Genomic DNA, 14290 nt, shown 5'->3' on the forward strand with positions numbered 1-14290 from the left:
ATAAGGATGGCTACTAAAGAAGAACGTGAATATCTTTCGCAGTATGTTGATATTTCAAATTCTCGTTTAAATGATAGTGATGTAAACTTATTGTTAGAATTCATAGGTTGTATTGGAAATACTTCCACGAAGGAAAGTAGTTTTGATAGCTGGAGTTCTGATGGTAAGTATACTAGAAAAGAAATTAATGAGTATATTATTGAAGATGACTATTCGATTACTCATCATTATAGTTATCACGATGATGATGGAACAAATGGCTCTTATTCTAAAAACTATTCAGGAGCTAGAGATATTATCAATATACTTAGAGAAGTTCCAGAATTGCTATAGTAGTAAAAGTTTGAAATCCAGAGGTTGCAGCCCAGCCTCTGTTTTTCGGTAAAGAGCTAAGAAAGATCTGAACCAAGGTTATATAAAAGGACAAGTCCGCTGTGGCAAAAGTCAGATAACAAACCTTGTTATCTGACAGGGAAATTTTGAAACTTTAGGTTCAAAATTTAGTCATGAAACGGCTAGCCGTTTCATGACGACCCTGCCACTTAAGGAACTTGTCCTAATATAATTGGAAGGAATCAAGCTAAATTCTCGCTTCTTTCCGCAAATTTAAAGAAAGGAACAAGCGTGTTCGCATAATCGAACACGGGCTACGGTCCTTTCATATCTCCAATTAATTTTAGAAAGGAATTGAACCCGACCTAAATTCTCGGGAAAAAGACAAATCTTCCTAGGAGCATCGCTCCGTCGTCAGATTTCCTATTTTCCAGTCGAATTTTACGGTCTTGGTATCTTATATGAACAACACAGAATATTACGACCGTCTAGGTGTTTCTAAAAATGCGTCGCAGGACGAGATTAAGAAAGCCTATCGGAAATTATCAAAACAATACCACCCGGACATCAATAAGGAACCGGGAGCGGAAGATAAATACAAGGAAGTCCAGGAGGCCTATGAAACCCTGAGCGACGAGCAAAAACGGGCAGCCTACGACCAATACGGAGCGGCCGGAGCTAACGGCGGCTTTGGCGGCGGAGCAGGCGGTTTCGGTGGCTTTGATGGCGCTGGTTTTGGCGGTTTTGAAGACATCTTCTCCAGCTTCTTTGGCGGCGGCGCCAGCCGCAATCCCAATGCTCCTCGTCAGGGAGATGACTTGCAGTATCGGGTCAATCTCCGCTTTGAAGAGGCTGTCTTTGGCGCTGAAAAGGAAATCAAGTATAACCGCGAAGCGACTTGCCATACCTGTGCTGGTTCAGGAGCTAAGCCGGGCACCAGCCCTGTCACCTGCGGCCGCTGTCATGGTGCTGGTGTCATCAATGTGGATACCCAGACGCCGCTTGGCATGATGCGCCGTCAGGTAACCTGTGATGTCTGTCATGGCCGCGGAAAAGAAATTAAAAGTCCATGCGAAACCTGTCATGGAACCGGTCATGAAAAACGCGCCCACAGCGTTACTGTCAAAATCCCGGCCGGTGTTGAAACCGGTCAGCAGGTTCGGCTGTCCGGTCAGGGGGAGGCCGGCTTTAACGGCGGTCCTTACGGCGATCTCTATGTCGTTGTCCAGGTAGATCCGAGCGACAAGTTTGAGCGTGATGGTGCCACCATCTACTATAAGCTCAACCTCAACTTCGTTCAGGCAGCTTTGGGCGACAGTGTAGAAGTTCCGACAGTTCACGGCGATGTGGAGCTCAATATTCCAGAAGGCACCCAGACCGGCAAACGTTTCCGCCTGCGCGGGAAAGGAGCGCCAAATCTGCGAGGCGGCAGCATGGGCGATCAGTTTGTCACGGTCAATGTCGTAACGCCGACCGGCCTCAATGACAAACAAAAGGCAGCTCTCAAGGACTTTGCGGCAGCCGGCAATATCAGTGTAAATCCTAAGAAAAAAGGCTTCTTTGATAAGATGAAAGATGCCTTGGATGATTTGTAATTTAAAAATACAATAAGAAAAGAGCAGTTTAGCGCTGCTCTTTTAATTTATCCTTGTGACGATATGTTGTATACCTTGCTCCATCTTCCCCAATACATCTGGTAAAAAGTTAGGAAAGGCAGGGCAGTTCCGAATTTTATCAATTGCTATCTACTCGGCTGCCTCATCGTCCGAAAGGCTGGGGAACTGATGCCCTTTGGATGTCATCAGATAGTAGATAGAAATCTCATGGCAGTTCAATCCTGCCAATTGTCCGCTATCTGGTTTGAAAAAATTCTCATGAACAAAGAGTAAGCGGTCAATTTTGTAGGCCTGTCCAGTTTCTTCGAGCACTTCGTGTTTGACAGCAGCCTCTGAGCTTTCACCTAGTTGTACAGCTCCGCCCAGAGGATAGTAGTAATCCTCGTCTGGATTGGTCATAAAGGCAACTGTCCCTTGCTCGATGATAATGGCAGCAGCCTTATAGCGAAAACCTTGCTGGTTGAGTTGGTAAGAACTGTCCTTTTCCATATTGGGCCTCCTAGCAAGAATCATTTCACGGATAAGGAACCTGATACTGGGCAGCGGCTTTCTGATAAGCATCCAGCATATAAAATCCGTAGATGAGGGTGGCAATGGCTCCGCCGACAGCTGCAAGGGCAGCGAGAGACAGCCAGTCTGTCTCTGTCGAAAATGCCAAGTAAAAGGCGATTCCGGCAGAAACAATGGGGAAAGGAGCTGTCAGGTAGTCGATTTTCCGATTCATAATCTTGGCCTGAGGGATAAAATGCAGGCCGATAATCATGGTTAGCATGGGGAAGATATATTTCTCTCCATGGAAAAAAGGCAGGATGATAGCCAGAATCCAGATGCTGCTGTAGCTGATTCCAGACAGGATGCCCATTTGTCTGCCGATGCGCCTGCTGTCCTCCGTTTCATGAGCCTCGAACTGCCTGGCATGGCGAATATTACTCAGACTGCTGCAAAGGATATAAATGTTGCAAATGGCTGTTAAGGCAAAGATTATCCAGCCGGCAATTCCCCAGGCAAAGCCAAACCAGAGCGAATAGGCCGTGTTAAAGACAGCCATCATAAGGCCGATGGGAGCGATGCTCCGGGCAATTATTCCGTATTCTTGGGAGATTTCTTCTTGGTTCAGTGTCCTCTTGTTCATAGACGTCTCCTTTCTATCATCTGTCAGGCTCTTGGAGCTTGCAGCCGACAAGTCTTTCTATAATAATCAGTTTATCTGCTTTTATTATAGCATTTCTCGGATTTGGAGTCAGGGAATTTATCGTTTTTACTTAGCTTTGAACTGTCCCCAGACAGTAGCGGTTTTTCTGCCTTGCGGCCGGCCTTTTTTCCTGCTAGAATAAAATCATGACACGTTACAAAGCTACTATTTCCTACGACGGGCATGGTTTTGCCGGATTTCAGCGCCAGCCCCATGCTAGGAGCGTTCAGGAAGAGATTGAAAAGACTCTGACTCGGATTAATAAAGGCCAGTCTGTCGTGGTTCACGGGGCGGGACGGACCGACAGCGGAGTCCATGCCCTGGGGCAGGTGATTCATTTTGATCTGCCGGAGGAGCGGGATGAGGAAAAGCTGCGCTTTGCGCTGGATACCCAGACGCCGGAGGACATTGATTTTATCCGCGTGGAGCGAGTGACCGAGGACTTTCACTCTCGCTATAATAAGCACAGCAAGACCTATGAGTTTCTGGTAGATATTGGCCGGCCAAAGAACCCTATGATGCGGCATTATGCAACCCACTACCCTTACCCTTTGGATATTAGCCTGATGCAGGAGACCATCAAGCGGCTGGAAGGGACCCATGATTTTACCGGCTTTACAGCTTCGGGTACCAGCGTGGAGGACAAGGTCCGCACCATTACAGAGGCCAGTTTGGTATTTGATTCCGACCGCAATTTTTTGGTTTTCACTTTTTCAGGCAATGGCTTTCTCTATAAGCAGATTCGCAATATGGTCGGGACACTTCTCAAGATTGGAAACAAGCGTATGCCAGTGGAGCAGCTGGAGCGGATTTTGGCAGAAAAGGACCGCCATCTGGCGGGGCCGACGGCGGCGCCCAATGGACTTTATCTCAAGGAGATTCATTATGAAGAATAGACTGATCTTGTCCCTGTCGGGCAACGATATTTTCAGCGGCGGCGGCCTTCATGCCGATCTGGCTACTTATACGGTCAATGGCCTGCACGGCTTTGTGGCGGTGACCTGTCTGACGGCGGTGACCGAGCAGGGCTTTGAGGTCATTCCGGTGGATGGGCCGGTCTTTGCTCAGCAGCTGGCCAGTCTCAAGGATGTCCCTTTTTCGGCTATCAAACTGGGCCTGCTGCCCAATCTGGAGGTAGCCGGGCAGGCTCTGGACTTTGTCAAAAAACGGGCGGATCTGCCGGTAGTGCTGGATCCGGTTCTGGTCTGCAAGGAACATCATGATTCGGAGGTCAGTGCTGTAAGAGAGGAATTGCTGAAGTTCTTCCCCTATGTCACCATCATTACACCCAATCTGGCAGAAGCTCAGCTATTGACCCAAAAAAGCATCCAGACCTTAGATGATATGAAAGCTGCGGCTCAGGCCTTATATGAGCTGGGAGCCAAACATGTGGTCATTAAGGGCGGCAATCGCTTTGACAAGGAGCGGGCGCTTGACCTCTACTATGACGGCCAGAACTTTGAGCTGCTGGAGTCGCCGGTGCTTGCCAGCAATAACACTGGCGCAGGCTGTACATTTGCTTCCAGCATTGCCAGTCAGCTGCTGCTGGGCGAGTCGGTCCTGGGAGCCGTGAAGCTGTCTAAGCAGTTCGTTTACCGGGCGATTGAGCAATCTGACCAATATGGGGTACTGCAGTATGAAACATAATCCTGTCAAAAAACTGATCCTGCTGTCTATGCTGACAGCCCTGTCCGCAGTGCTGGGCAGCTTCCTGAAAATTCCGACACCGACTGGCTTTCTGACGCTTTTGGATGCGGGGATTTTCTTTACAGCCTTTTATTTTGGGAAAAAAGAGGGGGCGCTGGTCGGAGCGTTGTCTGCTTTTCTGGTTGACTTGATCAGCGGCTATCCTCAGTGGATGCTTTACAGTCTGCTGATTCACGGCGTTCAGGGCTGCTTTGCCGGCTTCAAAGCTCCTTATCGCTATCTGGGGCTGCTGCTTGCGACGGTCTCTATGGTTGGCGGCTATGCTCTGGCCTCTGTCTTCATGTTTGGTGTCGGAGCGGCTCTGCCGGACCTGCTGCCCAATTTTCTGCAAAATGCTTTCGGGCTGGCTGTCGGCCTCCTTTTATACAGGCTGTTTCCCAAACAGCTGTGAGACGGAGCGGTATGCTGCTGAGCGCGAAAGCTTGAGCTTTGCCTGGCAGTGCGAAAAAGGAAGCGCTGCCAATGTTTTTGGACAATTTGCATTTTTTTGAAAGAAATCGGAGCAATCTGCTTTTAAATCTAAGGATTCTGTGGTACAATTATCTTGTTTTGCAGTCCCAGCAGAAAAGAAAGGTCAATACTTTCTCCGATGTTCTAAGCGATAGAAGGAGACCTGATGGATTTACAGGAGATTAAAAGCCAAACGGAAGCCATCCTGCTGGATGTGCTGGAAAAATCAGCGCTGTCGCCCGGCGATATCTTTGTTTTGGGACTCTCGTCCAGTGAAGTGTTAGGAGGTCATATCGGACGGAATTCCAGTTTGGAGGTTGGGCAGGTGATTGTCAGGACACTGCTGGATAGATTGCAGGAAAGAGGGATTTTTCTGGCTGTTCAGGGGTGTGAACACCTTAATCGGGCCTTGGTCGTTGAAAGGGAACTGGCTGAAAGGAAAGCGCTGGAAATTGTCAATGTTCTGCCGACCCTGCACGCCGGCGGCAGCGGCCAGCTGGCGGCTTTTGAGTATATGCAGGACCCCGTGGAGGTGGAGTTTATCTGTGCTCAGGCGGGGCTGGATATTGGCGATACAGCGATTGGCATGCACGTCAAGCATGTCCAGATACCTGTCAGGCCGACTCTGAAGGCAGTGGGAGCTGCCCATGTCACCGCCTTGGCCAGCCGCCCTAAATTGATTGGCGGAGCCAGAGCTGCCTATCTGGAAGATAAAATAAGAAAGGGATAAAAGGAAAAAGTTTAGGATGAAGAGTTTTAGGAGTGAGAATGAGCGGGTTGAAAAGTATTCAGTCCGCAAACTGTCTGTAGGAGTGGGACCGGTTATGATTGGTGCCCTCCTTTTTGCTGCCTTTCTGCCGGCCCAAAAAGTTGCGGCGCAGGAAGAGGTCAGTCTCAGTGCTTCTGTACCGGTCCATTATCAGTACATTGCTGAAAATGAGCTGACGCTTCAGGAAAAGCGTCTGATTAGGCAGGGTCTGCCGGAGGAAGTAAAAAACAATCAGCATTATTACCTGATTTACCGCAAGCAGCCTTCCAGTCTGCCCTTGACCGGCCAGACCAGCCTCTTTGCCTTGGAGGCACTGGGAGGTGCGGCTCTGCTGGCAGTCGCTGTCTTTTCAAAGAAAAATAAAAAAGCCATGCAAGGCCTGCTTTTGCTGGGGCTGCTGGGTCAGAGCATCTTTCTGCCTGTCCACGCGCTGGCTTTGGAAAATAAAGAGCTCAATCTGCACAATCACAGCGCTGCTGCAGCGACAGCTGAAAATCTGCAGAAGGGGGTTCGCCAGATTGAAGGCTATGATTATCTGGGCTACTTTACAGCCGACGATTTGCAGGCTCTGAGGGATTCAGAGCGGCCAGCGGCTCCGGCACAGCAGCCAGCTCAGAGAGCGGCAGAACATCCGGCCGCAGAGACCGTTAGTCCGGATTCGCAGGGGACAGCCCCAGTCTCGTCAGCTCCTATTGCTGCGAGCCAGCCGATGCAGCCAGATCCGGCTGTGCCTGCTGTTCCGAGTCCGCAGCCGCAGCCGCAGCCTGCACAGCCAGAGAGCGCAGTTGGCCCATCGCTTGTCGAGCCTGCCCTTCCGGAGTACAGCGGCGGCGTCAATGGGGAGCCGGCTGTTCAGGAGGAAAATCCTGCCTACACAGATCCGGTCGTACCGCAGCCAGAGAGTGCAGTTGGCCCATCGCTTGTCGAGCCTGCTCTTCCGGAGTACAGCGGTGGCGTCAATGGGGAGCCGGCCGTTCAGGAGGAAAATCCTGCCTACACAGATCCGGTCGCACCGCAGCCAGAGAGCGCAGTTGGCCCATCGCTTGTCGAGCCTGCTCTTCCGGAGTACAGCGGCGGCGTCAATGGGGAGCCGGCTGTTCAGGAGGAAAATCCAGCCTACACAGAAGCGGTCGGAACCGCAGGCGACGATGCAGCGACGGTGCCTGTTCAGCCTGACTTTGCCGGCGGAGTTGCCGGCGAATCGGCTGTGCAGCAGGAACTGCCCAGCCTGCACACTGAGGTACAGCTGGAAACGATTGAGCCGGAAGTCGTCTATGAGACCGACGACAGCAAGTATGTCGATGAAGAAGAGACCAAGACTGCCGGCATTCCGGGGCAGAAGCAAATTGTGACCAGCTACCAAGCAGTGAACGGACAGAGGATTTCCGAACCCCAGATTACAGAAACAGTGACACCTGCTGTTAACACGGTGATAGTAAGAGGGACGAAGCCGCTTCAGGGGACTGTGACTGAGGTTACGGAAGAAGAAATTCCTTTCACAGATCTTGAAATCATCGATCCAAATCTACCCTTAGGCACTGAAGTCATTGAAGCGGGCAGGCCAGGCCGTAAGGAAATTACCAAGGTTTATCAGACCTATAAAGGGGTTAAAACCAATCAAGCGCCTGAAGTAACAGAAAAAGTACTGGAAGCAGCTGCCAACCGCCTGATTCGCAAGGGCAGTCAGCTTGTTCAGCCAAGCCTGACGCTCAATCAGCCTGTTCTTGATGCCCTTTCCCGCTCAGCCAAGCTCAGTTACAGTCTAACGGACCCAAGCAATTCCTTTGTTGGCGCCCGAGTGCGGATTAAGCGTTCTGGATCAGTTGTTGAAGAGGTAGAAGTAGAAGACCTGCAGGCTGCTGTCAAACATTTGGAATACTACACACCTTATACACTGGAAACGGTCTTGACCTATACAAGCAGCCAAGGGACAGCAGAAACCAGTTTAGGAGAGGTTCCTCTGGAACTGGATTTGAAGAAAGTTGAGCTCAAATCCATCTCCAATGTGGCCTTGATGAAAGTAGAGAACGGTCAGACAAAAGTCATGCCGACTCTGACTGAAAAACCAGCGAGTCTGGACCACTATTACCTGCAGTTCTCTTCTGAGCAGTTTAAAGATACAGTACTGCCGGTCACCTCAATTGAGGAAATCATCGTTGACAACCAGCCTGTTTTCAAGATTCAGGCCCAACTGCCGGATTTGCTGCAAAGGACTGAGAAGGGTCTTCAAAACAGCTTTGATTTTTATCTGGAAAAAGCTAAACCGCACGACGGAAACATTTATTATGATTTCCAAGATTTGCTGGAGGGAATCAGAAACAATCCGTCAGGAACCTTCATTTTAGGACGCAGCATCAGTGCTAAACTGATTGACAAGCCGGCTGCCAGCAAGGCCTACATTTCTGGTGAATTCACTGGGCAGCTGATTGGCGGCCAAAATGGCGAACGCCATGCTATTTTAGATTTGGCTCATCCGCTGTTTGAGACGATTAAAGGCGGAACGGTCAAGGATATAGACTTCAAGCGGGTAAATATCGTTTATCCAGATACAGCTGCCGGAGATACAGTGGCAGCAATAGCTGCTCGCCTGAAGGATAAAGGTGTCATTGAAAACGTCAATGTTCAGGGCTATCTTGAAGGGAGAGACCATGTTGCTGGCTTAGTCAATAATTTAGAAAATCAGTCTCGGATTGAAAATGTCTCCTTTAAGGGTCAGATTAAATCCAAGGGTGGAAACTCTGTTACCGGAGGTATCGCAGGAAGCAACTCTATGTCCTTGGTCAAGCGTGCCTATGCTGAAGCAGATATCTGGGTGAAAGGAGCTAAAAACGCCAGCATGCTGGTCGCTCAGAACTTCACAAATAATTCAGGAGCAGGCTGGGGAAATTGGGGCCGGCTGACCCAGTCAGTTGCCAAAGGCAGTCTGGAAGATGCAGGTTCAAGAAATACAGGAGGGATTGCGGCTTCTGTTTGGCCATATGGAACAGTCGATGATAATGTCAGCTATGCTAAAGTGACCAATGGGAAAGAGCTTTTTGCTTCTGATAGTGATATGGCTCATGATTGGGTTGGTAGAAAAATCCAAAACCTCTTTGGTGTAACGGGCCACAGTTCTGGAACCAAGGCCGGGAAAGATGCTAAATTCCGCCGCCTGACAGAAACAGAAGCAGATCAGAAAGTAAAAAGTTATAAGATTACGGCTTTAGAGCAGAAGAGCGATGACGGGGTAACTTCTGAGAAGTTAAATGCTTCTGTCTTGAAAACAAGTGCTTATCATGATAAAGCCGGCTACAATGCAGCATATGAAAAACTCTATCAAAATTTAGAGCGCTTCATGCCTTTCTACAATCAGGAGTTTCTGATTCACGAAGCCAATAAACTGGCAAATGCCGGTTTGGCAGGCGACCTCCTGACCAAGAAAGTTTTGTCCGTTCAGGCGCTAAATGGCAGCCAGTTCGTAACCCAAGGAACAGAAGCTGATAAAATTCTAGTTCACTTTGACGATGACAGCAAAATCATCTATCACCTGCAGGCTCAGAAAGACTTTGCAGCTACTAAGATTCCAGAATTTGATATTGTGGAGCTTGGAACAGTTTATACACCGAACCACTCAGCTGCTGTCAAGGAAGATCTGGTAAGCCAATTGGCAGACAGTCTGAAGGATTTTGACTTGTATAGCGATGCAGTTTATCAGTCTGTCGGTCTTGCAAAAGATAATGACAAGGAAAACAAAGTGAAACGCCTCTTCTTGGATGAATCGCTGGCTGAAGTCAAAGAGAATTTGCAGGACATTGTACGAAAAATGCTTGCCAATGAATGGACGGCTGTCCATTCTGATAATCCGGCAGCAGATCAAGCTGTCAAGGCTAAAATTGAAGGCAATAAAACAGCTATCATGCTCGGTTTGACCTACCTAAACCGTTACTACGATCTAAAATTTGGAGACTATAATCTTAAAGAGCTGGTCCTCTTTAAGCCAGATTTCTATGGAGAAAAGGCAGATCTGCTGGATAGGATTATAAACATCGGCCAATCTACTGAGTCTCAGCTCAAGGGCGCAGACAATGTCAATATGTTTGCCCGTCAGTTGAAGACAGAAACAAAGAGCAGAGATTTGCTTGCTTATTTAGATTACAACCGCCGCCTGTTTACTGATTTTGAAAATATGGATTCTTGGTTTAAGGATGCGACCAGAGGCTTTGTGCGGTTTGAGGAACGTCCTTCTCTGATAGAGGAGATTAAGGATGCAAAATACCGAGTCTTTGACAATCTCAGTTCGGAATACTTCAGCAACTATATATTGCCGCTGCTGACTCTCAAGAACACTCGCTTGGCGATCCTTTCAAACTATAGCACAATGACCTTTGTCAATCGCGATAAACGCCGGTCATGGACTGACGAGAAGTTTGATGAGAGCATCAAGGAAGTAGCGACCCTTCACCGCAACCATGTCGATACCTGGTACAAACTCCTGTCCAGTGATATGAAGTCCAAAATGGTTAAGGACAACGTGACCGCTGTATGGGACGGCTTCCAAGTGGAAGGCCGTGGCTGGATTGATGTCAACGGAAATGATAATAAGGGCAATCCTTATGCGCCATCTCGCGAATTCTTTAACCTTGTTGGCGGCAGAGCCGGCGGTTGGTATAAATCTAATGGCTACGGTGCGCATGCTGCTGGTTCAATCCGTGTGAACTTCGAAGCTTTTGACCTATTGACAGACTACGGTGTATCTGTCTTTACACACGAGCTTACTCACGTCAATGATGGAGCAATCTATCTGGGCGGTTATGGCAGACGCGACGGTATTGGACCGGAAGGTTATGCACAGGGTATGCTTCAGTCTCCTGTTCCGGGTCAGCCTGGCTGGGGTGCACTGGGGCTCAATATGGCCTTTGATCGTCCAAATGATGGCAGCCTCATCTACAATAGCTCGCCAAGCCTTTTCAAAAACCGCGATGATATTGATCATTATATGAAAGCTTACAATGACACGCTCATGCTGTTGGATTATCTGGAAGGGGAAGCCGTCGTTTCCAAAGGAAATGAAGCTGCAGCCAAATGGTTTAAAAAAGTAGAGCCGAAAGCAGTGAGTGATAGAGCACAGCACGATCTAGTCCGAGATTTGACAGCAGATGAAAAGCAGACGATGACTGTTTTCTCTGTAGATGACTTGGTGGATCAAGGGCTGCTTTCTAACCGAGCGGTAGGCAACAAAGTCTACAATCCGACTGATTTTGATTCCAGTTATATCGCTATCGACTATATGACCGGCATCTACGGGGGCGGTCAGAACAGCACCGGGGCGCCGGGAGCGCTGATGTTTAAGCATAACACCTTTAGAATCTGGGGTTATTATGGCTATGAGAAAGGCTTTATCGGCTATGCTTCCAATAAATACCGCAAGACAGCCAATGAGCAAGGGGTTGCCGGTTTGAGTGACAACTTTATCATCAAGCAGATTTCTGGCGGAGAATTTGAAACGATGGAAGCCTTTAAGAAAGCTTACTTTAAAAAAGTAGTGGATAAAACAAAAGTCAGCGGTATTAAGCCAGTAACCATCAACGGCAAGGTTTACAGCAGCTATGAGGAGCTGAAGACAGGTTTTGCAGAAGCCGTGCAAAAAGATTTGGCTAAGAACAGGCTTGATGAACAAATAACGAGAAACTTTAAATATGCGGTCTTTAGCCAGCTGCTGCAAAAGACAAACAGTTTTATGGATGAGACTTCCATATGGAAAGATTAAGGCCAACTCGTTCTTTATACCCTTTCTATGTTACCTCGCATGTCGGTGCCTCCAACAGACTGAGAGATTATTGGAGGTCAGGGAGCAAACAAATAGAAACAGCCTGAGGCCAGAAATAAAAGGGCGCGGCAGGAGATGAGGGCTCATACAAGTTTTGCTTGTCTTGGCTGTAATCTTCAGTATTGCCGACTCTCCCTGCCAAAAGCTCTGTCTGCAGCTTCAAAGCAGTGCTTTGAGCGCTTTGAAAAACCGGTCTTCTCATTTGAGAACATCGGTTTTTTCTTAGAAAAAAATTTATTATATAATTTTGAAAAAAAGCGTAATTATGCTATAATGGATTGTATTCAATAAATTTTAAGGAGAAATGACAGAATGTCTGCATCATTTGAAAATAAAGAAACAAACCGCGGAGTGCTGACTTTTACCATCAGTCAGGAGCAAATCAAGCCTGCTTTGGACCGCGTATTTAACTCAGTTAAGAAGGATATTGCTGTACCAGGTTTCCGTAAGGGACATCTTCCGCGTGCTATCTTCAACCAACGTTTTGGTGAAGAAGCCCTGTATCAAGACGCATTGAATGCTCTGCTGCCGGAAGCTTATGAGGCTGCTGTCAGCCAGGCGGGTATTGAAGTAGTCGCTCAGCCGCAGTTTGATGTGAAATCCATGGAAAAAGGCCAAGACTGGACCATTACTGCAGAAGTTGTTACAAAACCAGAAGTGAAACTGGGCGCTTATAAAGATTTGGAAGTGACAGTTGAGGCGACTAAGGAAGTGACGGACGCTGAAGTTGACGAGCGCGTGGAGCGCGAGCGCAGCAATCTGGCTGAGCTGGTGCTCAAAGAAGGGCCTGCTGCGGACGGCGATACAGTTGTGATTGATTTTGTCGGTTCTGTTGACGGCGTTGAATTTGACGGCGGTAAGGGCGACAACTTCTCTCTGGGACTGGGCAGCGGCCAGTTTATCCCTGGTTTTGAAGAGCAGCTGGTCGGGCATAGTGCCGGTGAAACCGTTGATGTCGTCGTGACCTTCCCGGAAGACTATCAAGCAGAAGACTTGGCTGGTAAGGAAGCTAAGTTTGTCACAACGATTCACGAAGTCAAAGAAAAAGAAGTGCCAGAATTGGATGATGAACTGGCAAAAGACATTGACGAAGAAGTGGAAACGCTGGACGAGCTCAAAGAAAAGTACCGCAAGGAATTGGCTGAATCCAAAGAAGCAGCTTATAACGATGCAGTGGAAGCAGCGGCAATCGATCAGGCTGTGGCCAATGCAGAAATCGTAGAACTGCCGCAAGAGATGATTCACGAAGAAGTGCACCGCTCGGTTAATGAATTCCTGGGCAATATGCAGCGCCAAGGAATCTCGCCTGAGATGTACTTCCAAATCACCGGCACCAGCCAAGAAGACCTGCACAAGCAGTATGAAGCAGATGCTGAATCCCGCACCAAGACTAACTTAGTGGTTGAAGCAGTTGCCAAGGCAGAAGGTTTTGAAGCAAGCGAAGAAGAAATTGAAGCTGAAATCACTTCGCTGGCAGCAGACTACAAGATGGAAGCAGAGCGCGTGCGCCAGCTGCTTTCAGCAGATATGCTCAAACACGATATTGCCATTAAGAAAGCTGTCGAAGTGATTACCAGCACTGCAAAAGTGAAATAAAGCCTGCAAAAGCCATAGTTCAGACTATTGGCTTTTTGGCTGTCGTGCTGTCATACAAAGAATGAAAATATTTTGACGAAAGCAAAAAATTATCGTACAATAGAAAGTAGCGAAAATTGCAAGAGGGCTAAGGCCTTTACTATCTTAAAGGAGATCGACTTTGGAATTAGAAGTATTTGCTGGACAGGAAAAAAGTGAACTTTCTATGATTGAAGTAGCGCGTGCTATCTTAGAGGCCCGCGGCCGCGATCATGAAATGTATTTCAGCGACCTTGTCAATGAGATTCAAAACTACTTAGAAAAGTCAAACAGCGAAATCAGGGAGGCCCTGCCGCTGTTTTACACAGAATTGAATGTTGACGGCAGCTTTATCCCGCTGGGGGACAACAAATGGGGCCTGCGTTCTTGGTATGCCATTGATGAAGTAGATGAAGAAATCATCGCACTGGAAGAAACCGATGAAGACGATGCGCCTAAGAAACGCAAGAAAAAACGGGTCAATGCCTTTATGGACGGCGATGATGATGCGATTGATTACAGTGATGACGATCCAGAAGACGAAGATTCTTACGAAGCAGATCCAGCTCTTTCCTATGATGAGGACAATCCAGATGATGAGAAGAGCGAAGTCGAAGCGTACGATGCGGAAATCAATGAAATCGCTCCGGATGATTTAGATGAGGATGTGGACATCAACGAAGAAGACGACGAGTTTTCGGATGAAGACACGGAAAGCGAAGAAGAATAAAAAGAAATAAGATTCCTTGTTTCTTTTTTGCTTTTCTCATAAAAGTTAGTCTGAAAATGTCAAAGATGCTATA

11 protein-coding genes are annotated in these 14290 nt (G+C 48.0%); 9 read left to right on the forward strand and 2 right to left on the reverse strand.

The features are described from left to right. The first annotated feature begins 6 nt into the window (after positions 1-6). Positions 7-333 (forward strand): hypothetical protein, encoded by a 327-nt coding sequence (locus tag DHL47_RS09565; protein WP_209551704.1) that lies wholly within the window; start codon positions 7-9, stop codon positions 331-333. A 461-nt stretch (positions 334-794) separates the two neighbouring features. Then, the gene (gene dnaJ / locus DHL47_RS09570; RefSeq protein ID WP_128836514.1) at positions 795-1928 is read left to right on the forward strand and encodes a molecular chaperone DnaJ; all 1134 of its coding nucleotides are present in this window, start codon (positions 795-797) and stop codon (positions 1926-1928) included. Between the two features lie 150 nt (positions 1929-2078). On the opposite strand, the gene DHL47_RS09575 is transcribed toward dnaJ, so the two are convergent. Both DHL47_RS09575 and DHL47_RS09580 read right to left on the reverse strand, forming a co-directional pair. Continuing rightward, positions 2079-2438 (reverse strand): NUDIX hydrolase, encoded by a 360-nt coding sequence (locus DHL47_RS09575; RefSeq protein WP_245335599.1) that lies wholly within the window; start codon positions 2436-2438, stop codon positions 2079-2081. A gap of 25 nt (positions 2439-2463) precedes the next feature. After that, positions 2464-3081 carry a hypothetical protein gene (locus tag DHL47_RS09580; RefSeq protein WP_128836512.1) on the reverse strand — a complete coding sequence of 206 codons (618 nt, stop codon included), beginning with the start codon at positions 3079-3081 and terminating at the stop codon, positions 2464-2466. A 206-nt stretch (positions 3082-3287) separates the two neighbouring features. Here DHL47_RS09580 and truA point away from each other — a divergent pair, with 206 nt between their 5' ends. From truA to rpoE, 7 genes are all read left to right on the forward strand, one after another. Beyond that, positions 3288-4037 carry a tRNA pseudouridine(38-40) synthase TruA gene (truA, locus tag DHL47_RS09585; protein WP_209551705.1) on the forward strand — a complete coding sequence of 250 codons (750 nt, stop codon included), beginning with the start codon at positions 3288-3290 and terminating at the stop codon, positions 4035-4037. Continuing rightward, positions 4027-4788, forward strand: coding sequence for a bifunctional hydroxymethylpyrimidine kinase/phosphomethylpyrimidine kinase (locus tag DHL47_RS09590; RefSeq protein ID WP_209551706.1), 762 nt, complete (start codon positions 4027-4029; stop codon positions 4786-4788). Before truA ends, DHL47_RS09590 begins: the two co-directional genes overlap by 11 nt. After that, complete coding sequence (locus DHL47_RS09595) at positions 4778-5239, forward strand: ECF transporter S component (protein ID WP_209551707.1); 462 nt, start codon at positions 4778-4780, stop codon at positions 5237-5239. The genes DHL47_RS09590 and DHL47_RS09595 overlap by 11 nt, the downstream gene beginning before the upstream one ends. Positions 5240-5464: 225 nt before the next feature. After that, positions 5465-6028 (forward strand): TIGR01440 family protein, encoded by a 564-nt coding sequence (locus DHL47_RS09600; protein ID WP_209551708.1) that lies wholly within the window; start codon positions 5465-5467, stop codon positions 6026-6028. Between the two features lie 16 nt (positions 6029-6044). Beyond that, complete coding sequence (locus DHL47_RS09605; RefSeq protein ID WP_209551709.1) at positions 6045-11813, forward strand: SIALI-17 repeat-containing surface protein; 5769 nt, start codon at positions 6045-6047, stop codon at positions 11811-11813. Between the two features lie 372 nt (positions 11814-12185). Then, positions 12186-13469, forward strand: a complete 1284-nt coding sequence (gene tig / locus DHL47_RS09610) for a trigger factor (protein WP_128836500.1) — start codon at positions 12186-12188, stop codon at positions 13467-13469. A gap of 160 nt (positions 13470-13629) precedes the next feature. Beyond that, entirely contained in the window at positions 13630-14217 is a 588-nt protein-coding gene (gene rpoE, locus DHL47_RS09615) for a DNA-directed RNA polymerase subunit delta (RefSeq protein ID WP_209551710.1), read from the forward strand. Positions 14218-14290 lie beyond the last annotated feature (73 nt).

Source organism: Streptococcus panodentis (assembly GCF_017884005.1).
In the GTDB taxonomy this organism is placed as follows: domain Bacteria; phylum Bacillota; class Bacilli; order Lactobacillales; family Streptococcaceae; genus Streptococcus; species Streptococcus panodentis.

Excerpts from the sequence above, each read along its gene's own strand:
- tig (WP_128836500.1), top strand. The coding sequence starts at position 12,186 with ATGTCTGCATCATTTGAAAATAAAGAAACAAACCGCGGAGTGCTGACT.
- DHL47_RS09590 (WP_209551706.1), top strand. The coding sequence starts at position 4,027 with ATGAAGAATAGACTGATCTTGTCCCTGTCGGGCAACGATATTTTCAGC.
- dnaJ (WP_128836514.1), top strand. The coding sequence starts at position 795 with ATGAACAACACAGAATATTACGACCGTCTAGGTGTTTCTAAAAATGCG.
- DHL47_RS09565 (WP_209551704.1), top strand. The coding sequence starts at position 7 with ATGGCTACTAAAGAAGAACGTGAATATCTTTCGCAGTATGTTGATATT.
- DHL47_RS09580 (WP_128836512.1), bottom strand. The coding sequence starts at position 3,081 with ATGAACAAGAGGACACTGAACCAAGAAGAAATCTCCCAAGAATACGGA.
- truA (WP_209551705.1), top strand. The coding sequence starts at position 3,288 with ATGACACGTTACAAAGCTACTATTTCCTACGACGGGCATGGTTTTGCC.
- DHL47_RS09600 (WP_209551708.1), top strand. The coding sequence starts at position 5,465 with ATGGATTTACAGGAGATTAAAAGCCAAACGGAAGCCATCCTGCTGGAT.
- DHL47_RS09575 (WP_245335599.1), bottom strand. The coding sequence starts at position 2,438 with ATGGAAAAGGACAGTTCTTACCAACTCAACCAGCAAGGTTTTCGCTAT.
- DHL47_RS09595 (WP_209551707.1), top strand. The coding sequence starts at position 4,778 with ATGAAACATAATCCTGTCAAAAAACTGATCCTGCTGTCTATGCTGACA.
- DHL47_RS09605 (WP_209551709.1), top strand. The coding sequence starts at position 6,045 with ATGAAGAGTTTTAGGAGTGAGAATGAGCGGGTTGAAAAGTATTCAGTC.